Genomic DNA, 22,209 nt, shown 5'->3' on the forward strand with positions numbered 1-22,209 from the left:
AGAAAAACTATGGAAGAACTATTATCGAAAAAACACTATCATTGTAAACTAATTCTAGTATTAAAAAAAAATGTAAACCTATTCTAGGTATTAATTAAAAACTGTAAACTTTTTTTAGGACGATACATTCTATTGAAAATCCGTTTCATCCGCGATATCCGTGGCCAATAATTAACCACAAATTTCACAAAGCACATAATATTAAACCCAAAAGGCATCAAGAACATTCAAGCTTTTTACTCAGCCTTTTATGTCCTTAAATGCCTTCTATGGTTTTGAAGAATTCTGCTGCTTATAGAAAACTCAAATGGCTTATATGTTTTTAAATTAATTCTTCCTGATTAAGATAAATGTTTTCTAATAGCTGAATGATTTCATCCGCAAACTGTTGTGTTCTCTTAGCTCCAAATCCTTTAATCCATTGAAAATCGGAACTCGTTTTGGGATGTTGCACCGCTATTTGAATCAGATGGCTGTTGTGAAAAATTATAAATGGCTTCAAACCATTAGTTTTGGCTTTTTCGTTGCGCCAATTTTTCAATTGTTGAAACCTATCGATTTGGTCTTGGGTTAAGTCGGTGAGCGGCTCTTTTTCACGAGGCGCAAGATTGATTTTCTCTTTATAATGCAACAAAACTGACCAATAACTAGCATCGGATTCGATGAAATGGGTATCAGATTGTACCAATTCTACCGAGGCGATAAAATCATTAAGTTGTTGCTGGTCGTGCGCCAAATGAGGAGCATCTATCCGAACGGAAAATACTTGTACATTCATAGCCTCGGATTTTATTTACCAATCAAAAGGATTTCATTCACTATCACTTCGGTGATGTAGCGTTTTTCCCCGTTCTTGTCTTCGTAACTACGGTGAGTGAGTTTGCCCTCGATGGCTACTTCCTTGCCTTTGGTCACGTATTTCTCGATGATGTCGGCTGTTTTTCCCCAGGCAGTTACTTTGTGCCATTCGGTTTGTTCTACTTTGTCGCCTTTGTCGTTGCGGTAAGTGTCGTTGGTAGCGATTGTAAGGTTGGCTACTTTTTTACCTCCGTCAAAGGTTTTGATTTCTGGTTCGTTTCCTACGTGACCAATTAATTGTACTCTGTTTTTCATTGCATTCATGGCGTGTAAATTTAAAAGTTAGGCATATAATTAAAAAGTTCGTGTCGGATGAGCAACAAGGTCGTTGTTTCATTTCGACAGGGCAAAGATGCGGTGCCGATTGATAATTAGTCGGTTGCATCCCATTTACTTTCGGTTGTAATTGTTTGTAACCGTTTGTAAATGGAATTTTTTGAGTATATTTGGGGGAATTACATCATAAATAAAACAATATGAAAGTAAAAACATTCTGGATAATACTGATAAAGATTTTAGGATTGTCACTATTTTTTTCAGTATTAACGGTGATTCCTCAATTTTTTTCAACTCTGCAAGTTACACTTGAAGAGAGGAATGAAAACCTTCTTCAGATGTTTTTATTTTTAATTTTTATCTTATTAATCTATTTGTTGATTACACGACTTTTTGTTTTTAAACCTGAATGGATAATTGAGAAACTGAAACTTGAAAAGAATCTTGAAGAAAAGATTGATTTGAATATAAAAGCATCAACAATTCTTAATATTTCAATTGCTGTAATTGGAGGATTAATGTTGGCAGCAAGTATACCTATGTTTTGCTCAACTCTTTTCGAATTTTTCAGGCAAGATGCTTTATTTATAGAGTTTGAAAATTCAAAATGGATTGTCGCTTATTTTCTGAAATCATTTATAGGTTATTTGCTTTTTACAAATAGTAAGTTTTTAACAAAATTTATTTTTAAACAAGCTGACGAAACTGATTAGGCATAGATTGCCAAAGGAATTAGATAGTATTGCTTTGTGAAAAATGACTTATTTAGCTGAATTTTATTTGATATGATTTAACAAATCGGAAGTAATTATTAAAAAACTATATAAATTGAAAACAACATTTTTACAACTCTTTTTATTCTTAACATTAATTTCTTGTAAAAATGATACAAGCAAAATTGTTATTGATGAAGACTTTTGCCGAGAACAATTAGAGATTAGTATTGATGAGAATAAATACATAATTGATTATGAGGGTAATTATTTAGAGGTAGTAACCGAGAGCATCATTAATTATAAGCCAAAAGTTGAACGTAAATCCTTTAAATTGACTCCAGCCGAAAAGAAAAAAATGTTTTCAAATGCGTATCAACTAATCACTTTAAAAGAATACACAATTTATACGGAAACTTGCTTTGCAGGACAGAATTTCAGTTTGCGTTTAGTTTGCAATAATAAAGCTTTAGAGTTTCATCATTCTTCCGTAGCTAATTGGTCAAAAATTTCTAAGGAAACAAAAGCAATTTTTTCAATTCTAAATTCAAAAGTTAAAGTAAAAGAATAATCTCAATTGAGAATCTAAAAGCAATGACTGTAAATGAAAGGCTTTATGCTTGTGGTTTAATAGATGTATTTGACAAAGCAATACAATCTGATAAAGTTTTAGCAAAAAAAACACTAACACACTTACTCGTTGATGAAGCATCCATCGAGTTAATTTTAAATTCAAAACAATAAATGGACCATAAAGTAGAAATTTATAAAACTTCAGAAGGCACCGAGGTATTGGTGCAGTTAGAAAACGATACGGTATGGTTAAATCATCAACAATTGTCTCTTTTGTTTGATAGAGATGTTAAAACAATTGTAAAGCATATCAATACAATTTATTAAGAAAAAGAATTAGAATCCCATTCAACTGTCGCAAAATTTGCGACAGTTCAAATGGAGGGAAATCGAAAGCCAGATAATAAGCGTGTTAAATAGAAGTTTATAAAATCAGATAAAAAAATTAAATTCAAAACAATAAATGGAGAACACAAATTTAAAACCAAATCTTACTAAGCGTTTTTTTGCAGGGCTCATTGATTACGCAATTATTTATGCTTTTTTCTATGCATTTATCTCAGCATTTGGCGAACCAAACGAGGAAGGTGGTTATTCTGTAACAGGTTTTCTGGCCCTAGTTCCAATACTATTTTGGTTTGTTTTTTTAGTGGTACTTGAAACCTTTTTTGGCGCTACTTTAGGAAATTCAATTGTAGGGCTACAACCAAAATCGTTGACAAAAAACAATGGTGAACTTTCATTGGGTCAATCTATAAAAAGGCACGTATTAGATCCAATAGATATGTTTCCTTTTGGATTGCTTGCAATAATGGCAATAAAAAATACAGATAGAAATCAACGTTTAGGAGATATTTGGGCTAAGACAATCGTCGTGGAAGTGAATCAAAATTAAATCACGTGTCATAAAAAAAACCAATTTCCCAACCCCCTAAAACCCCACTACAGATGCAAACCAAAATCAAAAAAGTAGAATTGCGCAATTTGGCGTTTGAGGATTATAAGCAACTCAAGAACTCGATGGTGGAATCCTATCCCGAAATGGCCGATTCCTATTGGCGTTCCGAAGATATTGAGCGCTTATTGGCCATTTTTCCCGAAGGACAGTTGGTGATTTTGGCCGATGGGAAAGTGGTGGGTTCGGCCTTGTCGTTGATTGTAGACGAAAAATTGGTCGACAAACGCCATAATTATTTGGAGGTCGTGGGCAATTATTCGTTTTCGACCCACAATCCGTTTGGGGAGATTTTGTATGGTATCGATGTGTTTATTCATCCCAATTATCGCGGCTTGCGTTTGGGACGCCGTTTGTATGACGCGCGCAAAGAACTATGCGAACAACTCAACCTCAAATCTATTGTTTTTGCAGGACGAATTCCGAATTATGGGCAGTATGCCGATAAAATGTCGCCTAAAAAATACATCGACAAAATCAAAAGCAAACAACTACACGACCCCGTATTGTCGTTTCAGTTGAGCAACGATTTTCACGTGTTGCGCGTCATCAAAAATTATTTAGTAGGCGACGAAGATTCGAAGGAATTTGCCGTTTTGCTCGAATGGAATAACATTTATTATGATGAAAGTCCCAAGCTCATCAACACCGAAAAATCGGTGATTCGGCTAGGGCTTATTCAGTGGCAAATGCGCTCGCTCTCCAATCTCGACGCCTTGTTTGAACAATCCGAGTTTTTTATCGATGTGGTTTCGGGTTATGGTTGCGATTTTGCGTTGTTCCCAGAACTGTTCACCGCGCCTTTGATGGCCGATTACAATCACCTCACCGAGGCCGAAGCCATACGCGAATTGGCCAAATATTCGGACCCAATTCGCAAGCGGTTTCAGGAGTTTGCCATTTCGTACAACATCAACATCATCACCGGAAGTATGCCGTATTTAGAGGGTGGAAATTTGTATAATGTTGGTTTTTTGTGCAAGCGCGACGGGACTTCAGAGATGTATGCCAAAATTCACGTTACGCCAAACGAGGTGCAACATTGGGGAATGAAAGGCGGCTCCGAAATCAAAACCTTTGATACCGATTGTGGAAAAATAGGCGTAATGATTTGCTACGATGTCGAATTCCCAGAACTCTCTCGATTAATGGCCGATGAAGGGATGAATATCTTGTTCGTACCCTTCCTAACTGATACGCAAAACGCCTACACCAGAGTCAAACATTGTTCCCAAGCCCGAGCCATCGAAAACGAGTGTTTTGTCGCCATAGCCGGTTGTGTGGGCAATTTGCCCAAGGTCAATAATATGGATATTCAGTATGCGCAATCGGCGGTGTTTACGCCCTCGGATTTTGCGTTTCCGAGCAACGGCATCAAAGCCGAAGCCACGCCCAACACCGAGATGACGCTGATTGTCGACGTCGATTTGGATTTGCTCAAAGAGCTACACGAACACGGCAGCGTTCGCATCCTCAAAGACCGAAGAACCGATTTATACGAAATAAAAAAGATAAAAAACGGAGAGAAATAGTGAAGGGGGAATATTTAGGAACAGTCACAAAAGGCTTTTCAGGAAGCATCGTCCCGCTATCCGCTATATCTTTTTTCCCCCGAAAGGTGAAAAAAAGGATGCCGCTCCTATCGGGGTTAGAGAGTAACAAGGGGATTTTTGGAATGAGAAGTTTGATTTTCTGTGAAGTAGACCTACAAGGTTTTGAAAACCTCGCAGGTCGAGTAGTGCTAGAACAAGTTTTTGTCACTGGATTTCCTGCAAGGTTTTTTTCAAACCTTGTAGATATGATTAGTAGCAAGAAACGATTGATGAGTGATTATGAATAATCAATTGCGTCTCGCTTTAGCGAGATGATATGATTGTAAATTATAGAAAGGCTTTAGCCAAAATTATAGTAAATTTTGGCTAAAGCCCAATGCGAAACACAATGTGAAGAATGGGCTTTAGCCCATTCCTATTCAAATTTTGTAACAAAATAGTAGGTATAAATAGAGAAACCAAAACAAACACAAAACCCTGTTCCCTACCTAGCCCTGATGGGAGGGAATATCCTTTTTTGACCCGATTTTTTTCGGGGCAAAAAAGATAGGAAGGACAGCAGGAACCAATGATAACCAATAAAGCCTTTTGCTGGGCTCAAAATAGATAGAGTGATAACTTAAATCGTAAACTAATGAAAGCTTGCCTAGAATGTGGTGAAAAAATTGTAGGTCGCGAGGACAAGAAATTTTGTAGCGATAGCTGCCGAAATGCCTACAACAATAAAATAAATAAGGATAGTACGAATTATATGCGGAATATTAACAATAAGTTGCGCAAAAATTACCGAATTTTGTCAGAATTGAATGTAGAAGGTAAAACGAAAACGACTCGAGCCAAGTTGATGAGCAAGGGTTTTGACTTTGAATTTTTCACTTCGATTTTGAATACCAAAACAGGAAATACCTACTATTTCTTGTACGACCAAGGTTATATGATTTTAGAGAATGACTATTATATGCTAGTCAAAAAAGATATTTAAATACCACATCCCCATTGCTATGAAAAAATACGCCTCTTTACTTTCGGTTTTTGTGCTGTTGCTCGTTTTGGCAGCAGGTTACTTTCTGCAAATGCCGCAAACCATAGAATATGAAGAACAAAATCTAGCCAATTTTTCGACCAAGCGGGCTTTCAAAATGGTGGAAAAGATGACGAAGGAACCGCATTATGTAGGTTCTGCCAATCACGATGTGGTCGCACAAATGCTGGTGCAAGAATTGAAAACGATGGGTATTGCTACTCAAGTGCAAGAAGGCTACACGATGAGCGATTGGGGAAATCTGGTACAGTCTAAAAATATTATTGGGCGCATTAAGGGAACGAATTCTAAAAAAGCGTTGTTGTTGCTCTCGCATTACGATAGTGCGCCGCATTCTTTTTCACACGGGGCAAGTGATGATGCTTCTGGAGTAGCGACAATTATTGAAGGCATTCGTGCTTTTTTGCAATCCAAAAAACAACATAAAAACGACATCATTATTGTTTTTTCGGATGCCGAAGAATTGGGTTTAAACGGAGCTGCTTTGTTCGTGACGCAACATCCTTGGGCAAAAGAAGTAGGCTTGGCGCTCAATTTTGAAGCGCGTGGCTCTTCGGGACCGAGTTATATGTTGATGGAAACCAACAAGGGGAATGCAGGATTGGTGAACGAATTTTCAAATGCAGGCGTGACCTATCCCGTTTCGAATTCGTTGATGTATAGTATTTACAAAATGTTGCCTAACGACACGGACTTAACCGTTTTTAGAGAGAAAGGAAACATTCAGGGATTGAATTTTGCGTTTATCGACGACCATTATAATTACCACACTCAGCAGGATGACGCTCAACATTTGGCTAAAAACACTTTGGCGCATCAAGGCCGTTACTTAATGCCTTTGCTAACGTATTTTTCGAATGCTAATTTGGATGCCGTACAAGCCACCGAAGATGAGGTGTATTTTACGATTCCGTTTACGTTTATCAGTTATCCTTTTTCTTGGGTATTACCGATGACGATTATTGCTGGGGTATTTTTTGTGTTTTTCCTTTTCATTGGCAAAGCCAAACGCATTTTTACTTTTAGAGAATTGTTCAAGGGATTGATTCCGCTTTTGGGCGCCTTGGGAATTGCGGGTGGATTGACGTATTTTGGTTGGAAAGGATTGCTTTGGGCGTATCCGCAATACAACGATTTACTCAACGGATTTACTTACAACGGCCACGATTATATAGCGGCTTTTGTAGTGTTGAGTTTGTCGATTTGTTTCTTGATGTACCATTGGTTCTCCGCCAAAAAAGTGACGATGAACCATTATGTAATGGTATTGCTAGTTTGGATGGTCATTAATGGATTTATTGCTAATTCACTCGGGGGTGCTGGATTTTTGATTATCCCAGTTTATTTTGGTTTGATTGCTTTTGGTGCGTTTGTCTTAACGCAACGCTCGAATTGGGTGTTGAATTTAATCTGTGGAATTCCAGCACTATTGCTTTTGGCGCCATTCATTCAAATGTTCCCAGTTGGATTGGGATTAAAAATCTTATTTGGTAGCGCTATCCTAACGGTACTTACTTTTGGATTGTTGTTGCCTGTTTTTGGTGCTTTTAATCGAAAAGGAAGTTGGGCTTTTGGATTGTTTGTGTTATCGTTGTTGTTTTTTGCCAAAGGTCATTTTAATTCGGGTTATAAAGCAGGAGAAGCAAAATCCAACAGTTTGTTGTACTTTTACGATGCGGATACCAACCAAGCTTTTTGGGCTACCTATGATGTCAATTTAGACGATTGGACCAAAACGTATTTGGGTGCCAATCCAAAAAGTGCTAGACTACTTAACGATATGCCTTTGTTTAGCAAATACAATTCCGGTTTTACTTATGCTGCGACAACGGATGTTGTGGGGGTAAAAAAACCTTTAATCTTATTTACTAAAGACAGTCTCGCTGGCAATTTGCGACACATTCAATTGAAAATTATCCCAAATCGAAAAGTCAATCGCTATGATATTTTTGCCAATGAAGCCATGACTTTTTATAATTTTAGAGCCAATGGTGTAAGAAATCTTGAGGATACGAGTTCTACATTAGAGCGTAACGGAAAGAAAATAGTAAGATATTATGTAGTCAACAATACCCCTTTAGTGCTAGATTTTAGTATTAATGCCTCCGCAGTAATCGATATGGAATTGCTCGAATCTTCCTTTGATTTATTGCAAAATTCGTTGTTTACTATTAAGCCGAGAGAGAATTGGATGATGCCAACACCTTTTGTACTCAACGATGCTGTTGTCATTCGAAAGAAAATAAGAAAAGGGCAACAAACAATTCCTAAAGAGTTAGTGGTGCCTGTTACTGATTCTTTGGCTATTGCAAAAGATAGTTTGAAAACGAAGATGTGATAAGATTTTGAAGTTAACTTTTTTTTAAATCTTTGATAAACTAGATTTGCTCTACATTACATTCTATGACACAAATTAGTATTCTTGGTTGCGGTTGGCTCGGTTTGCCTTTGGCGAAAGCCTTTGTAAACAATGGTTTTTCGGTGAAAGGCTCCACAACTTCTTCTTCAAAACTAGGAGATTTAGAAAATCTAGGGGTTCTTCCGTTTTTGATGGAATTACAACCCAATGCCATTGATGGCGATATCACTACCTTTCTAAAAGGAAGCGAAATATTGATTATTGATATTCCACCTAAATTAAGAAGCAACAACAGCGAGGATTTTGTGGGTAAAATGCAAACCTTGATTCCGTTTATCGAACAATCCGATGTTCAAAACGTACTGTTTGTAAGTTCTACTTCGGTATACGGTGAAGAGAATGATTTGGTTACCGAAACTACGCCTTTGAATCCCGATAGTGAAGGTGGTCGCCAATTGGTAATCGTAGAGCAACTTTTGCAAAGCAATCCTCATTTTCAAACCACTATCCTTCGTTTTGGCGGACTCGTAGGAACTGACCGTAATCCTGTTCGATTTTTGGCAGGCAAAGAAAATCTACCCAATGCCAAGGCGCCTATTAATTTCATTCACCAAACGGATTGCATCGGAATTATTCAAAAAATTATAGAGTTGAAGTGTTGGAACGAAACCTTCAACGCTGTCTCGCCTTATCATCCTACCAGAGAAGAGTATTATACTAAGAAAGCACTCGAATGGCAATTGGTAGCGCCAACTTTTGACACAACTTCTTCGGGAACCGGAAAAAGGATTAGTAGTGATAAACTACAAACGATTTTAAAGTATACTTTTGTAGAAACTCCGTAATCTTTTGAGAACAAAAATTAAAAATGCAGTAACGGCTCCGCTTGCTACCTTGGGATTGCCTATGTTGGCCTTAGCTTGGGTAAGTATTGCTTGGGGTACGACTTGGTTGGCGTCTAAAGAAGGCGTAAAACATATGCCAGCACTTCAGTTGGCCGCTATTCGTCAGTTTTTGGGTGGTGCTTTGTATGTGGGCTTCTTTTTAGTTAAAAAAACACCTTGGCCCAAAGGCAAACAATGGAAATCCATCTTGATTTTGAGTATGCTTAATTTTGCGCTGAGCAACGGACTAAGTACGTGGGGCGTGAAATTCATTCCCAGTGGATTAGGAGCGATTATTGGCGCAATGGTACCTATTTGGATTGCGATGATTAGCTTTTTTAATGGTGAACGCATTACCCGATTGGCTGTTTTTGGTATCACCATTGCTTTTGCAGGAGTCTGCGTAATTTTTTATGAGCATTTGGCCGATTTTATTCGACCCGATTTTCAGTTTGGGATTGTCTTGTCTGTGGCTGCTACCATTACTTGGGCTTTTGGTACCTTGTACACCAAGAAAAAAGCCGCGAGTTTTAATCCTTATTTTAGTCTAGGATTACAAATGTTGATTTCTAGCGTATGCCTTTTTGCTTTCACAGGAGCTACAGGCACTAATATTCCGCTAACACAAATTCCTGCCGCTTCTTGGTGGGCGATTGCCTATTTGGTAGGTATTGGTTCGGTGTTGACATTCATTGCTTTCATTTATGCCTTGCAGCATTTACCTACCGAATTGAGTAGTGTCTATGCCTATATCAATCCGATTGTGGCGGTACTTTTGGGGGCTTTTTTGTTTGACGAGATTCTCACTGCGGCCATCATTATTGGCGGAACGGTTACTTTAACAGGCTTGTACATCATTAATTTTGCTATGCAACGCCATCGAAAACGAATACTAATCCAAAACTAAAATAATATGAAGTTCAATGCATTTATTTTAATCCCGACGTTGCTCGGCTTGACTTTAGTACAAGCACAGCAAAAAAACACGGGTATTTTGCCTAACGAAAATTTGATTACCGAGAACATTGCTTCCATTCCCAAAGAGTTAGCCGTTCAAGTAAAAAAATACTCCGAGGCTCGTGGTGCTTCTTTGGCAGAAATTCATCCTGTAAAAAACGATATTATCATCACGACTCGTTTTGGCTCTACAGCTCAATTGCATCGTGTGGTGCAACCTTTGGGCGCGAGAACGCAAATCACTTTTTTCGACGAACCGGTTAGTGGCGTGAGTTACGAGCCTACCAAAGGCGAGTATTTGATTTATTCCAAAGACGTGGGAGGTAATGAGTTTGGGCAATTGTACCAATTAGACCTTAAAACGCTGCAATCGACTTTACTGACTGATGGCGGCCGTTCACAAAACGGAGGCATTACTTGGAGGGCTGATGGAAAAGGGTTTTATTTCTCCTCGACCAAACGCAACGGTGGAGACCGTGATATTTATTATATGGACCCCAAAAATCCTTCAGCAGCCAAAATGGTGCTGCAAGTAAAAGGAGGCGGTTGGGGTATTTTGGACCTTTCCAAAGACAATGCACAACTATTGATTGGCGAATACATTTCGGCCAATGAATCTCATATTTGGTCTTTGGATGTTGCTTCGGGCAAATTATCCGAAGTAACCGACAGAGCCAGCAAAGGCGTGATTCAAACCAGTGCCAAATTTGGAAATTCGACCAACGAAATTTGGTTTTTGACCGATAAAGACAACGAGTTTGAGCGTTTGGCTATTTTGGATGTGAAGACCAAAAAAGTGAACTATCTAACGTCCAAAATCAATTGGAATGTAGAAAGTTTTTCTTTTTCGGAAGACAAAAAACAACTGGTGTTCATCACCAACGAAGCGGGTCGCAACAAAATGTATTTGATGAATACCAAAGACCAATCCTATAGCGAAGTCAAAAATATTCCCACCGGATTGATTGGCGGAGCGGAGTTTACCAAGGACAACCAAAGTTTGTTTTTTACGCAATCGACAGCACAAACCGCTTCGGATGTATACCGCTTTTCGCTAAAAAACGGCAAAATCGAGCAGTGGACCGCAAGCGAATTGGGCGAAATGCAAGCTTCTGATATGGCATTGCCAAAATTTATCGAATGGAAAAGTTTTGATGGCTTGGGCATTTCAGGATTTTATTATCCAGCAGCTTCAAAATTCACAGGAAAAAGACCCGTGTTGATTCAGATTCACGGAGGACCAGAGGCACAATCGCAAGCGTCTTTCTTGGGCGCAAGCAATTTTTACACCAACGAAATGGGCGTGGCGATGATTTTCCCGAACGTGAGAGGCTCTGCGGGTTTTGGTAAAACGTATTTGGCCAAAGACAACGGGATGTTACGTGAGGATTCCGTAAAAGACATCGGCGCGCTATTGGATTGGATTGCCCAACAACCCGAACTCGACAAAGACCGCATTATGATTATGGGCGGAAGTTATGGCGGTTATATGACTTTGGCCACGGCCTTTCACTATGCCGACAAAATTCGATGCTCGGTAGATATTGTGGGGATTTCCAACTTCAATACCTTCCTTAAGAACACCGAGGAATACCGTCGGGACTTGCGAAGAGTAGAATATGGCGATGAACGCATCCCCGAAATGGCCGCTTTTTTTGATAAAATGGCGCCTTTAAACAATACCGATAAAATCAAAAAACCGTTATTCATCATTCAGGGCACCAACGACCCTCGCGTTCCCGTGACCGAAGCCCTTCAAATGCGCGACAAACTCAAAGCACAAGGCAATACGGTTTGGTACCTCGAGGCCAAAGACGAAGGCCACGGCTTCAAGAAAAAAGCCAACGTCGATTACCAACGACTGGCCGTTATCCGATTTATGCAAGAGTATCTTTTAAAATAATCCCACAAAACCCATTCCTAGCGATTGGGTTTTTGTTTGAAGAAGGTAACACTAAAAAGTAGTTTCGTCATTGGGAGCACCCGTGACCTGCGCCCCACACGAGTCGTCCCCCTGTCCGCTATATCTTGCTTGCCGAACCCCGCCAAGCAAGGATGCCGCTCCCATCGGGGCTAGGGGAGGACGTTTGGTTTTTCATAAGCCAAGCAATGCTAATTAAAATCGTGTTTTTTAAATGATTTTTCAGTTGTTTTCCTGCAAGGTCTTTTTCGAGTCCATTTAGGTTTTTTTGGGAGTAATGATTAATATCCCAGCTATTAAAACCTATTTATATATTCTTTCCAATTATTAGGATACATTGCCCTTATTCTTTCTATAGTTGTTCGGTCAATGGGTTCTTTGTCATAATCCAATCCTTTTGTTTTTAAAAACGCAACCAATTTCATCTTATTCTTATATTGTTCTGTATCTAATTCAATTACAGTACTTCTTAATATACTTAGAACTGAGACTTCTTCTATAACCCCTTCTAACATTGGGTAGGCTATTGGCTTGGTATAATCAACTTCTTTTTCTATGAGATATAAGGCAACATCCATTTTTCCTGAAAGTATAGCTTGACCAAATACTGACTGTATTATGCCTCTTTTACTATAATTGATATCGGCTCCTGCTTCAACAAGCATTTTTACTTTTTCAAGATCATGATAACCATCCATACTAGTGATACAACTAGTCAAAGCTGTTTCTCTAGCTTCATCCTGAGTACTGTTGGCGTCTGAAAAATATTCTCTGGAGTTAGGATCTCCCTTATAAACCAATAGAAGTTGTAAATATCTTGGGTCGCTACTCTTGGCAGCAGCAAGTACTGGGGTTGCACCATTAAAGCTGTCATGCTTATTGGGGTCCGCACCTAATTCTAATAAGGTTTTAACAGAATTATAATGCTTATTATATATAGCTATACGCAACAATGTACTTCCATATTTAGGATCCGCTAAATCTATAGGGACTTTTTTTTGCAAAACTTCCTCTTTTATCTTTTCAATATCTTCTGCTTTAATTGCCTTAGCAAGTGTCCAAGCTGGGGTACTTTGATATAATCTGTAATCATATCCGTTTAATTTACTTTTATCAACTAATGTTTCTTGTTTATAGCAACTGTTCATAACAAAAACAAGGATAAGTAGTATTGTGTTTTTCATAATAAAAAAAAAATAAACGGTGCAATGACCGTATTCTCTGCTGTTAAAAGTGTTCTCACTTTGAGTTTTTTTCAATGCTTCTTAAGAATAGTAAACATACTAAAAGTCTCCCAATTTTTTCCTCAAACTCATTCTATTGTCTAATTCATATCTATCGCAATAATCAAAACCAATTTATTACATCTCATCGTGTAACGAAATAGTAATTCTGTACTCAAACAGAGTAACTAAATTTTAAACATAAAAAAGATGCTTTTAACGACAACCAATTCTGTAGAAGATTATAAAATTATGGAGTACAAGGGTATTGTCTCAGGAACTGCTGTAAATGTCCAAAAAATGACTATGACTTTTAATATGCAAAAATATTATGATGGTGTAAGTCAAAGTATTGCAGATGTGAAAGAGCAGGCGTTGGAACAACTTAGGCAAAATGCTGAAAAAATAAACGCGAACGCTGTTGTAGGGATACTTGTGGATATTGAAGTAAAAAGCAGTGAGTACTTAATTGCTGCTACCGTAACTGGCACTGCTGTTACTATTGTTAAGCGATAAATGATTTAGGCTAGTCTAGTGTTTGTAGATGTAAAAACCTCATATGTTTGATAGAGGGGATTTTTGTTTCAGTTCGGTATAGTTCGGTTGTAAACCTTACTATGAAAGGAAAATGTTGTAAAGCTGATTAAGTTGATAGTATTTACAAAACAAGGTTTTGTATAGTTATTATTATCGTTTCATTCGACTGGGTTGTGTATACTATTTTCTTCCAAAATGTAAAGGCTGTCTAATGTTTGTGGACAGCCTTTTGTTTTTTTACAAAAGCTTTTAACCGATAGCCAGGATTAGCCTTTTTGGCTAAACGAAATTATGACATAGCAAGGCTCACATTCTATTTTGAAAAAAGGAAACTTTTAGCGAAACATTTATTGAAAGCACCAACAAAGGAGCAAATACTTTTATTTTAAGAATAAGAGAATTGTACTAGCTGTATGTTGAACTCTAATTGATAGTATAACTCGTGAAAAGTTTTTGGTTTTAACGAAAATTTAATTTTACAGATTTCTAATCTTGAATTTGGGTTTACTTGCTATTTTCCTTGTTGAGTAAAGGTAACTTCTGCTTTAGCATTTTTAGAAATTGCAGTTACAGTTGCAGATCGAGAAGTTGTATTTTTGTTTTCTAAAACGGTTATTTTTATTGTTGTTTTTCCAGAGGACCCAGATTCTTGACTTAATTGCAGCCATGTTTTATCTGAACTACTGATTGCCCAAGAATCTTCATTGGTTTCTATTATTATTTCTGAAGTAGAAGCCTGACTTGTAAAACTAGTTTGGTTACTTTTTGCAGAAAGACTTTTTGTTCCGTTGTTATTATCTCCTTGAATTGTGCTTTCTGAAGAGGAATCGTCATTGCTACACGATGTTACGCCAGTTAAAAGTATGCTTGATAATACGAAGGCTTTTAAAATTGTGTGTCTCATTTTGTTTTATGGATTAAATTAGAATCTATTCAACGGTTCTGCATTTACTTTATTGTTGTCAAGTTGAATAAAAAAACGCTGACACTTGTTTCAAAAGCGAAAAGAAGTTCTCTTTGTAAACACTTCTAGTTAAGGTTGAAAAAACTTATAGAAAAATTGACAAACAAACCGAATTTGGATTTAAAGCTTTAGTTTGAACTCAGTTTAGTCAGCTATCATATTAATTTTGATGAATAGGTATCAAATTGTACAGTTTTTCTTCTTTTATTTGTTATACAAAATCACTTATAATTCCTACTTTTTAAAATATTTTTAAGCCAATAAAAGCTCTAATCCAAGAGCATATAACTTAAAAATAACAATAGTGTACTATGTTATAATTCAATAATTTATGAAAAGAACAATGCTTTTAGCCTTCTTGATGATTTCGATTTCTGGAATGGCACAACAACTTAACTATGGTAGTGGAGGTACCGTATATACTTCTGAAAACAAAAAATTAACATCTGATGAGGTTAGACAATTACTAGCCAAAAACAGCGAAGCTTTATCAGAATACAACGCTGGTCGCAATAAAAAAACGTGGGGAAATGTTTTGTTTTATGGTGGTTTAGGCTTGGTAACAGTTAATCTTGCAACCGCTATGACTACAGATAACACGACTTCTACTTATAATTCTGGGTATTATTCACCAAACATAGAATCCGAACGTTCTAATTTAACCGCGGCTATTGTTGGCGGGGCGATGATTGTAGCTTCTATACCAATAAAGATGGGTTATCCAAAAAGAATCAAAAAAGCATTGGGCTTACACAACAATGGTACGGCGAGTACTTATGAATCACAACCGACCACAACACTTCTAGCGAGTGCTAATCAAATTGGAGTAAGAATTACTTTTTAATTAAGGGTTTTTTTTTAATTGATTTCCTGCAAGGTTTTCAAAACCTTGCAGGAAGATAGTAACTAAAATAAAAACTGACAAATTGAAATTTTAGATAATGATCAGATTCAGGTTGTAAGTTTTTTAGACTTCATCTTTTTTACAATAACAAAAAACCCATTCGCTACAGCGAATGGGTTTTGGTATTTTTAGAACAGTAAGTCTTACCAGATTTTTACTCTTTTTTCTGGAGCGATATACATCCCGTCATTGGGTTGAATGTTGAAAGCATCATAGAATGCATCTACGTTTTGTAAAGGCACATAGGCTCTGTACATACCTGGCGAATGCGGGTCGGTTTTTACTTGTGATTTCAAGGCTTCGTCTCTCATTTTAGAACGCCAGATGGTAGACCAAGAAATGAAGAAACGTTCCTTAAGCATTATTTTTTTATAATCTTGAATGTTCTTTTAAAGTTGTTGTTTTGATTTTCAATATTCAATAAATAGACTCCTTTTTCTAAGTTGCTAAGGTTTAATGTGTTGTTGTTGGTGTTTTTATTTTGGATTAATTTACCAGTTATGGTAAAAATCTTTATGTTATAATCCTTATTTTCGGGATTATCCCATGAAATAGTTTCTATAAAAGGATTGGGATACAATGTTAATTGTTGTAAGTCGTTACTTTTGTTTATTTCTTCAATATCTAGGGTTTGGGTGATATTTCTGTAAACTGATATTGTTTTATAACGTGTAGCATAATTACTAAAAAATAGGTCTTTTTTATTATCTTTATTATAATCAAAAAAAATCAAATCACCCCTTTTACTTTTGTCTGAATTATCATTGTACATGTTATACGTATCTATGATGGATTTAGTGAAATTAATAAAATCAGTGGTAGTGTAATAAAAGATTGTATTCAAATTTTTTTGATCATCATTATTCCAAGCATATATTTCATAAACTCCATTGTTGTCAATGTCTTCAAATTCAAGATCCTCAATATTAATGTTTTCAATAAGTATTTTATCAAATTGATATTGTCCTTTATTTTTGAAAAATAGTAATGGCTTATCGTATTCTTTACTGTAAACTACAAAATCTATATCACCGTCTTTGTCAAAATCTATAGCTTTTATATGGCTATAACCAATAAAATCATCAAAAGATGTAATGGTTTTTCCTATAAGTTGTCCGTTTATATTCTCTAATAAAACTACCTCTAAGTTTATCTTTCCGTTATCAAAGTATCCGCATAATAGTAAAAAGTCAGTTTTCTTATCATTGTTAAAATCAGCGTAGGCCAAAGAACTATAAGATATAGGCTTAGAATAATTTATTGGTAAAGACTCAATATTTTGGAAATTAATACCATTGTTGTTTTTCATCCAAGAGAATTGAACAGTAGTATAATCAGTAGGATTATTGTTTCTTAGAATGATATCTATGAACCCGTCTTGGTCAATATCGGCAAAATCAATGTATCTAGGCATACTGTTCGGTAGAGTATAATTCTGAATCAGTTCAAATTTATCTTTTCCATAATTTTTATACACTTTGACATAATCTCTAGTAGGATCAAAATCGATTACATCGCCTATCCCATCATTATTAAAGTCTATGATATTATTAAGTGTAAAATGCGACACTTCTGGATTTTGCATTACTCCGATTAAATTTTGTAATTGACTTGGAATTTCATCTGCCTTTTTCTCTAAATATACAAGTCCATTTTGACTTCCTGTGCATAAATCTTCTTGCCCATCACCGTTCATATCTGCGATAGCGAATTTTATTGGGAAAAATGATTGTTGAATACAAATGGTTTTATCTTCTTGTTTATTGATATCATAATTTATGAAAATCATTTTTTGTTCATTAAAATTTGAAGTAAAAGAAAAGTCTAATTTTCCATCTTTATTGATATCTAAGAATTGATATTCTTGCAAATTGAAAATATTTACTTCAAATCTAGGTAGGACTATTTGTGGACTTCCAAAAATTTGGTTGTTTATACTAAATTTAAATATATTATTTTGGTTTTGTCTTGTTTCTAGTGCTATGTAAACGGTGTAATTGTTAGTCCCATCCTTTTCAATATAAATTGATTCTGCATTGTTTGAAAATGTGTAATATGGAATGTCTTTAACAACTATTAAACTGTTTTTAATGAAATGTTTTTTTGTAGAACCATTATAATCTATGTATTTTGCCCATAGTGCCCCATCATACCAATAGAGTATATCTTTGTAACCGTTGCCATCGATGTCTAGTATTCCATAAGAATCAAAAGAGGTGTAAATATCTATAAAATTGAGTTCTTCAAATACATCATTGGAATTTAAATAGATACTTATAGAATTTCCGTTTTTTACATAAAGATCAAAGTCTTTGTCATTATCAAAGTCTTCAATCTTATATATAGAATCAAAACCTTCTAGTGTAGCGATGTATTTTGCTGGTTCGAATCCACCTTTTTTGTTATTTATCAATACATAGTATTTATGATTATTATCTTGAACAAATAAATCAACGAATCCGTCACTGTTGTAATCAAATTTAACGGGATTTATTGAATACGATCCAGTAAAATTCATAATCTTTTCCTCATTACTGAATGAATCATTTTTTAAGTTATATAGAACGCCAATGGTATCGAACGTACGATAGGTGATTAAATCAGGATAACTATCATTATTTAAATCCATAGAAATTATTGGAGTTGTACTAACAGTAATATACTTCGAACTTATTAAGTTAAAATCACCATTTTCATTTTTTTGAAGTAATGCATCTAACGATGTCTTAAGATCTCTTTTAACTATATCCAAATCACCATCATTGTCAAAATCATCATATATAATATTGAGATTATGACTTCTATGATCTGGAATGAAATATTTGTAGTCAAAAAGTGTTTGACCGAAAGATAAATTAGCTATAAAGTAAGATGAGAGTATAAACAAAATTTTTTTCATAAACTGTGTAATATTGTAATTATATATATTAAAGTGTTTTTTTTGAAAAGATCACAAGTTTAGATCTAATTTACTAGAAAGGATATGTCTTAAAAATGAAATATATGTGTTTTTTTCTACCATGGATAATGATTCCATAATTGTCAAAAACACAATTTTTTGTAAAAGTATTGGTACATTTGATACTCGCTAAATTCATAAAATAACTCTTCTTATCTTATTTAATAGCTAGAGCAAATTAACTGAGGAAAATTTAGATTAATATCTTGCTTGTTACTTCACTAAATTTTTAATGATTCACCAAAAGTTTCAATGTAGTAACATTAGCCTTGGTAGTTTTTACTTTAACAAAATAAATACCTGAATTTAAACTACTAGTATCGATATTGATTTCTGATTTTATAGGTTCTTTATTACTAGTTTTTACTACTCTTCCGGTATTATCGATGATTTGATAACTAACTATAGTGTCTGCCGTTATTGATTGTAAGTTCACTGTTTTATCTGCTGGATTAGGATATAATACTATTTCTTTGGTATTGATATTTTCATAACTCCCTTTATCGGCTATACTTAGTGTTGAAAAATCAAAATTAGTAACATATAATTCATTGCCGCTTTTTGCTGTTCTAGCTCTAAAATATAATTTATTGGACGTTGCCCCTAATTCTTCTAGACCTTCATATTCTCCAAATTGATTACCGTTTACTACATTTACTTCTACACTGGCAGGAGTTGCCATTGTATCGTTAATAACCCATATCTTTTTAAGTGATTTTCCCTCTAAATACAATAAATTGTTTTTATATACTGTAAGATTTTTATAATAATTATAATCCATTGGACCGGAACTTGCTATTTTTTCTGTAACAATTCCATTAGTTCTCCAAATTTCTTTACCATATGAGTAATAATCTTGTGCAATAGTGAAATATACATAATTCCCACAAGTAATCAATTCATATATATTATATTCAGGATTGGTTGGATGGTTAGCCGCATCAAATAATAGAACTGTTCCATTTTGGGTTCCATCTGTTTTATAAACAGCACTACGATAGCTATCAGGGTTTTTGGCTACAAAATAAACTTCATCATTTAAAATGGTAGTTATCCTAATATCGCTATTAAGATTATCACCAAAACTTTTTAAATGTTTTGTTCCTTCACTGGTTCCATCGGATATCCATACATCGTGTGGTCCGTATGTTGTTCCAGAAGTTTCCGCTACTATAAATAATTTGTTTTTCACCTTTTTTAAAATGCTTGTGTCATGTAAATACATAACTTTTGTAGTGCCTACATTTGTACCATCTGTTTTCCATAAATTATTACCTGCTGCATCTTGAGCAATAAAATAGATCACATTATTCATTAAAACAAAGTGATGAGGGTGACTGCTTCCTGCGCTAAAAATGTCTTTTATTAAATACGTACCTTCTTCAGTTCCATCGCTTCTCCATAACTCAGTTCCATGTGAATCCCTAGCGGAAAAATATAGTATGTTATTTATTATGGTAAAATTTTGTTTTATACCTTCATTATACATGCTACTTCCTGAACCAGGGAAAATGTCTTTGACCATTTTAGTTCCGGATATTGTACCATCACTCTTCCAAAGTTCATAGCCGTTTGCACTATTAACCGCACTAAAATACATAGTTCCATTCATCACTTTAATTTCAGAAATATCATCTATGCAATTGTTGTATGGACTAATGTCTTTTAATAAGGTAGTTCCTTTAATTGTTCCATCACTTTTATATAGTTGATTTCCATAGCCTTTATCTCCAGCTCTAATTATCAATGTTCCATTTATATCCGTAAATCTTGCAGGGTTACTACTGTTCGAATAGTTTAAATCCGCAAATAAAGAAGTGCCATTGGGTGTGCCATCAGTAATCCAAAGTTCATTTCCATTTCTTTCATTTTGCCCTGTGAAAAAAGTGCCGAAAGGAGTAGTAACAAAACTTTCTTCTAAACCAGATAAATTCTTTTTAGTGACATTTGGTAATTCAATAGTTCCCATTTCAGTTCCATCGCTACTCCATAATTTGTAATTAACAAAAAATAAAATTTTATTATTTATTCTGTCAATGTGGATAGTTTTAATACTAGAGTAGTCATTTTCAGTATTTGTATTCTTTACCATCATTGTTCCTGAACTTGTCCCATCTGTTTTCCATAATTCAAATCCGTTGGAGCCATCATTAGCAATAAATAAAATTTGATTATTAAAAACAGTAAATTTGGTATCGATTTGAAGACTGTTTCCAGCAGTATTGTTTATATTCTTAATGATTGAAGTTCCACTTTCGGTTCCATCACTTTTCCAAATTTCAGTTCCGTTAATCCCATCATTAGCTGCAAAAACGATTATGTTGTTAAGTACCCCTCCACGTAATCCATAAGAACTTGATTTATTACCAGTAGCAATGTTTTTTACTATTACTGTCCCAGCTTCGGTACCATCGCTTTTCCATAACTCAAAACCATTTGACCCGTCATCAGCCATGAAATAAAAATGGTTATTCAAGGTCAAAAATTGATTTGTATAATCGAAGCTTGAATTGAAGCGATTTATATTTTTTACCATGGTTGTTCCACCTAAGGAACCATCACTCTTCCATAACTCCACGCCATTAATGCCATCATTTGCAGTAAAATAAAGAATACCATTAAAAACAAATAGGCCAAGAGGTCTACTATCTCCACTAGGATTAATGTCTTTAACCATATACGTGCCGTTTTCGGAGCCATCACTTCGCCACAACTCAAATCCATTGATGCCATCATTAGCTGTAAAAAACAAAATGCCATTATAGTTAATAAAATTGAATGGCCCATTATATTCACTGGTACTTGTTGGATTGATATCTTTTATCATTTTGGTTCCAGTTTCGGTTTTATCACTTTTCCATAACTCTACACCATTAATACCGTTATTAGCCGTAAAAAAAAGGATACCATCCACCTCTATTAAATTTGATGGGTTAGATGAATTTTGACCAGAGAAAATGTCTTTTACTTGGTAAGTAGAGGCAGGTTTGCCTTCTGAATACCATAATTCTCTTCCAAATGATTTATTGTAGCCATCGGTCGCTGTGAAAAAAAATCCAGTTCCATAAGAAGTCAGCATTTGTGGATCGCTATCTTCATGAAAATTAATTTCTAGTAGTGAAGCATCGATTGTTTGTGCAAAAGAAAAATTGATAATAAAAAGAAAGAAAAGAAATAAAATAGGTTTTGACATTGTTTGCTCTATTAAATTATGGCAATAGTTAATGGTAAGATAAACATCAAATTTTTCCAACTTTGTGTTATCATTTAAATATTTCATTAAAAAAGTAAATCTAGCAAATATCTTTATTTTTTTCAAATAAGTATCTTACAAAAATTAATGGCTAATACATTGAATTTTTTATGTATTATATGAAAATTTAAATCATAATTTATTGAATAATCATTAGGATATTAACACCACGCATGTTTCATTAATCTATTGAGTAATTTTATGGTGTTTTATTTACTATTACGCTCGTTTTCATTGTGCCTTCGATAGATTGCTTTTTATTTCTTATTTTGAATTTG

Annotated in this window: 20 protein-coding genes and 1 pseudogene; 14 read left to right on the forward strand and 7 right to left on the reverse strand. The window is 35.1% G+C overall.

All coding sequences use genetic code 11. From position 1 onward, the window contains the following. Positions 1-322 precede the first annotated feature (322 nt). Complete coding sequence (locus tag WFZ86_RS17640) at positions 323-778, reverse strand: HRDC domain-containing protein (protein WP_342693155.1); 456 nt, start codon at positions 776-778, stop codon at positions 323-325. A gap of 11 nt (positions 779-789) precedes the next feature. Next, the gene (locus tag WFZ86_RS17645; RefSeq protein WP_342693156.1) at positions 790-1,122 is read right to left on the reverse strand and encodes a single-stranded DNA-binding protein; all 333 of its coding nucleotides are present in this window, start codon (positions 1,120-1,122) and stop codon (positions 790-792) included. Positions 1,123-1,334: 212 nt separating this feature from the next. Between WFZ86_RS17645 and WFZ86_RS17650 the strand changes: the two genes are divergently transcribed. The 12 genes from WFZ86_RS17650 (at position 1,335) to WFZ86_RS17705 (ending at position 12,073) form a co-directional block, all read left to right on the forward strand. Then, complete coding sequence (locus tag WFZ86_RS17650) at positions 1,335-1,847, forward strand: hypothetical protein (RefSeq protein WP_342693157.1); 513 nt, start codon at positions 1,335-1,337, stop codon at positions 1,845-1,847. A gap of 115 nt (positions 1,848-1,962) precedes the next feature. Next, the gene (locus WFZ86_RS17655; protein ID WP_342693158.1) at positions 1,963-2,418 is read left to right on the forward strand and encodes a hypothetical protein; all 456 of its coding nucleotides are present in this window, start codon (positions 1,963-1,965) and stop codon (positions 2,416-2,418) included. 23 nt (positions 2,419-2,441) lie between these two features. Then, positions 2,442-2,591, forward strand: coding sequence for a hypothetical protein (locus tag WFZ86_RS17660; protein WP_342693159.1), 150 nt, complete (start codon positions 2,442-2,444; stop codon positions 2,589-2,591). After that, positions 2,592-2,747 carry a virulence RhuM family protein gene (locus tag WFZ86_RS17665; RefSeq protein WP_342693160.1) on the forward strand — a complete coding sequence of 52 codons (156 nt, stop codon included), beginning with the start codon at positions 2,592-2,594 and terminating at the stop codon, positions 2,745-2,747. It begins immediately after the preceding gene. A gap of 136 nt (positions 2,748-2,883) precedes the next feature. Continuing rightward, a complete protein-coding gene (locus WFZ86_RS17670) occupies positions 2,884-3,315 on the forward strand; it encodes an RDD family protein (RefSeq protein ID WP_342693161.1) in 432 nt (143 codons plus the stop codon). Positions 3,316-3,368: 53 nt separating this feature from the next. After that, entirely contained in the window at positions 3,369-4,907 is a 1,539-nt protein-coding gene (locus tag WFZ86_RS17675) for a carbon-nitrogen hydrolase family protein (protein WP_024980694.1), read from the forward strand. Positions 4,908-5,050: 143 nt separating this feature from the next. After that, on the forward strand, positions 5,051-5,215 hold the full coding sequence (locus tag WFZ86_RS17680; protein WP_342693162.1) for a hypothetical protein: 165 nt from the start codon (positions 5,051-5,053) through the stop codon (positions 5,213-5,215). 347 nt (positions 5,216-5,562) lie between these two features. Then, positions 5,563-5,910, forward strand: coding sequence for a hypothetical protein (locus WFZ86_RS17685; protein WP_064715389.1), 348 nt, complete (start codon positions 5,563-5,565; stop codon positions 5,908-5,910). A gap of 19 nt (positions 5,911-5,929) precedes the next feature. Continuing rightward, positions 5,930-8,308, forward strand: a complete 2,379-nt coding sequence (locus tag WFZ86_RS17690) for a M28 family peptidase (RefSeq protein ID WP_342693163.1) — start codon at positions 5,930-5,932, stop codon at positions 8,306-8,308. 65 nt (positions 8,309-8,373) lie between these two features. Continuing rightward, positions 8,374-9,174 (forward strand): SDR family oxidoreductase, encoded by an 801-nt coding sequence (locus WFZ86_RS17695; protein ID WP_342693164.1) that lies wholly within the window; start codon positions 8,374-8,376, stop codon positions 9,172-9,174. 4 nt (positions 9,175-9,178) lie between these two features. Further along, positions 9,179-10,120 carry a DMT family transporter gene (locus tag WFZ86_RS17700; protein WP_342693165.1) on the forward strand — a complete coding sequence of 314 codons (942 nt, stop codon included), beginning with the start codon at positions 9,179-9,181 and terminating at the stop codon, positions 10,118-10,120. A gap of 6 nt (positions 10,121-10,126) precedes the next feature. Continuing rightward, entirely contained in the window at positions 10,127-12,073 is a 1,947-nt protein-coding gene (locus tag WFZ86_RS17705; protein ID WP_342693166.1) for a S9 family peptidase, read from the forward strand. 314 nt (positions 12,074-12,387) lie between these two features. Here WFZ86_RS17705 and WFZ86_RS17710 read toward each other — a convergent pair whose 3' ends face one another. Further along, a complete protein-coding gene (locus WFZ86_RS17710) occupies positions 12,388-13,275 on the reverse strand; it encodes an ankyrin repeat domain-containing protein (protein WP_342693167.1) in 888 nt (295 codons plus the stop codon). Positions 13,276-13,524: 249 nt separating this feature from the next. Here WFZ86_RS17710 and WFZ86_RS17715 point away from each other — a divergent pair, with 249 nt between their 5' ends. Continuing rightward, entirely contained in the window at positions 13,525-13,830 is a 306-nt protein-coding gene (locus WFZ86_RS17715) for a heavy metal-binding domain-containing protein (RefSeq protein WP_342693168.1), read from the forward strand. A 532-nt stretch (positions 13,831-14,362) separates the two neighbouring features. On the opposite strand, the gene WFZ86_RS17720 is transcribed toward WFZ86_RS17715, so the two are convergent. Further along, entirely contained in the window at positions 14,363-14,755 is a 393-nt protein-coding gene (locus tag WFZ86_RS17720) for a BACON domain-containing protein (RefSeq protein ID WP_342693169.1), read from the reverse strand. Positions 14,756-15,146: 391 nt separating this feature from the next. On the opposite strand from WFZ86_RS17720, the gene WFZ86_RS17725 reads away from it, so the two are divergent. Further along, on the forward strand, positions 15,147-15,659 hold the full coding sequence (locus tag WFZ86_RS17725; protein ID WP_342693170.1) for a hypothetical protein: 513 nt from the start codon (positions 15,147-15,149) through the stop codon (positions 15,657-15,659). 203 nt (positions 15,660-15,862) lie between these two features. Here WFZ86_RS17725 and WFZ86_RS17730 read toward each other — a convergent pair. The 3 genes and pseudogenes from WFZ86_RS17730 to WFZ86_RS17740 form a co-directional block, all read right to left on the reverse strand. Continuing rightward, a pseudogene (locus tag WFZ86_RS17730) lies at positions 15,863-16,075 on the reverse strand (M13-type metalloendopeptidase); the annotation flags it as partial. Positions 16,076-16,080: 5 nt separating this feature from the next. Further along, entirely contained in the window at positions 16,081-18,618 is a 2,538-nt protein-coding gene (locus WFZ86_RS17735) for a T9SS type A sorting domain-containing protein (RefSeq protein ID WP_342693171.1), read from the reverse strand. Positions 18,619-18,907: 289 nt separating this feature from the next. Continuing rightward, complete coding sequence (locus tag WFZ86_RS17740; RefSeq protein ID WP_342693172.1) at positions 18,908-21,871, reverse strand: ELWxxDGT repeat protein; 2,964 nt, start codon at positions 21,869-21,871, stop codon at positions 18,908-18,910. Between the last annotated feature and the right edge of the window lie 338 nt (positions 21,872-22,209).

This window comes from Flavobacterium polysaccharolyticum (genome assembly GCF_038739875.1).
GTDB classification, from domain to species: domain Bacteria; phylum Bacteroidota; class Bacteroidia; order Flavobacteriales; family Flavobacteriaceae; genus Flavobacterium; species Flavobacterium polysaccharolyticum.

Coding starts and splice junctions, on each gene's coding strand:
- WFZ86_RS17720 (WP_342693169.1), bottom strand. CDS start 14,755: ATGAGACACACAATTTTAAAAGCCTTCGTATTATCAAGCATACTTTTA.
- WFZ86_RS17645 (WP_342693156.1), bottom strand. CDS start 1,122: ATGAATGCAATGAAAAACAGAGTACAATTAATTGGTCACGTAGGAAAC.
- WFZ86_RS17685 (WP_064715389.1), top strand. CDS start 5,563: ATGAAAGCTTGCCTAGAATGTGGTGAAAAAATTGTAGGTCGCGAGGAC.
- WFZ86_RS17690 (WP_342693163.1), top strand. CDS start 5,930: ATGAAAAAATACGCCTCTTTACTTTCGGTTTTTGTGCTGTTGCTCGTT.
- WFZ86_RS17675 (WP_024980694.1), top strand. CDS start 3,369: ATGCAAACCAAAATCAAAAAAGTAGAATTGCGCAATTTGGCGTTTGAG.
- WFZ86_RS17725 (WP_342693170.1), top strand. CDS start 15,147: ATGAAAAGAACAATGCTTTTAGCCTTCTTGATGATTTCGATTTCTGGA.
- WFZ86_RS17710 (WP_342693167.1), bottom strand. CDS start 13,275: ATGAAAAACACAATACTACTTATCCTTGTTTTTGTTATGAACAGTTGC.
- WFZ86_RS17695 (WP_342693164.1), top strand. CDS start 8,374: ATGACACAAATTAGTATTCTTGGTTGCGGTTGGCTCGGTTTGCCTTTG.
- WFZ86_RS17640 (WP_342693155.1), bottom strand. CDS start 778: ATGAATGTACAAGTATTTTCCGTTCGGATAGATGCTCCTCATTTGGCG.
- WFZ86_RS17740 (WP_342693172.1), bottom strand. CDS start 21,871: ATGTCAAAACCTATTTTATTTCTTTTCTTTCTTTTTATTATCAATTTT.
- WFZ86_RS17705 (WP_342693166.1), top strand. CDS start 10,127: ATGAAGTTCAATGCATTTATTTTAATCCCGACGTTGCTCGGCTTGACT.
- WFZ86_RS17715 (WP_342693168.1), top strand. CDS start 13,525: ATGCTTTTAACGACAACCAATTCTGTAGAAGATTATAAAATTATGGAG.
- WFZ86_RS17665 (WP_342693160.1), top strand. CDS start 2,592: ATGGACCATAAAGTAGAAATTTATAAAACTTCAGAAGGCACCGAGGTA.
- WFZ86_RS17660 (WP_342693159.1), top strand. CDS start 2,442: ATGACTGTAAATGAAAGGCTTTATGCTTGTGGTTTAATAGATGTATTT.
- WFZ86_RS17670 (WP_342693161.1), top strand. CDS start 2,884: ATGGAGAACACAAATTTAAAACCAAATCTTACTAAGCGTTTTTTTGCA.
- WFZ86_RS17680 (WP_342693162.1), top strand. CDS start 5,051: ATGAGAAGTTTGATTTTCTGTGAAGTAGACCTACAAGGTTTTGAAAAC.
- WFZ86_RS17650 (WP_342693157.1), top strand. CDS start 1,335: ATGAAAGTAAAAACATTCTGGATAATACTGATAAAGATTTTAGGATTG.
- WFZ86_RS17735 (WP_342693171.1), bottom strand. CDS start 18,618: ATGAAAAAAATTTTGTTTATACTCTCATCTTACTTTATAGCTAATTTA.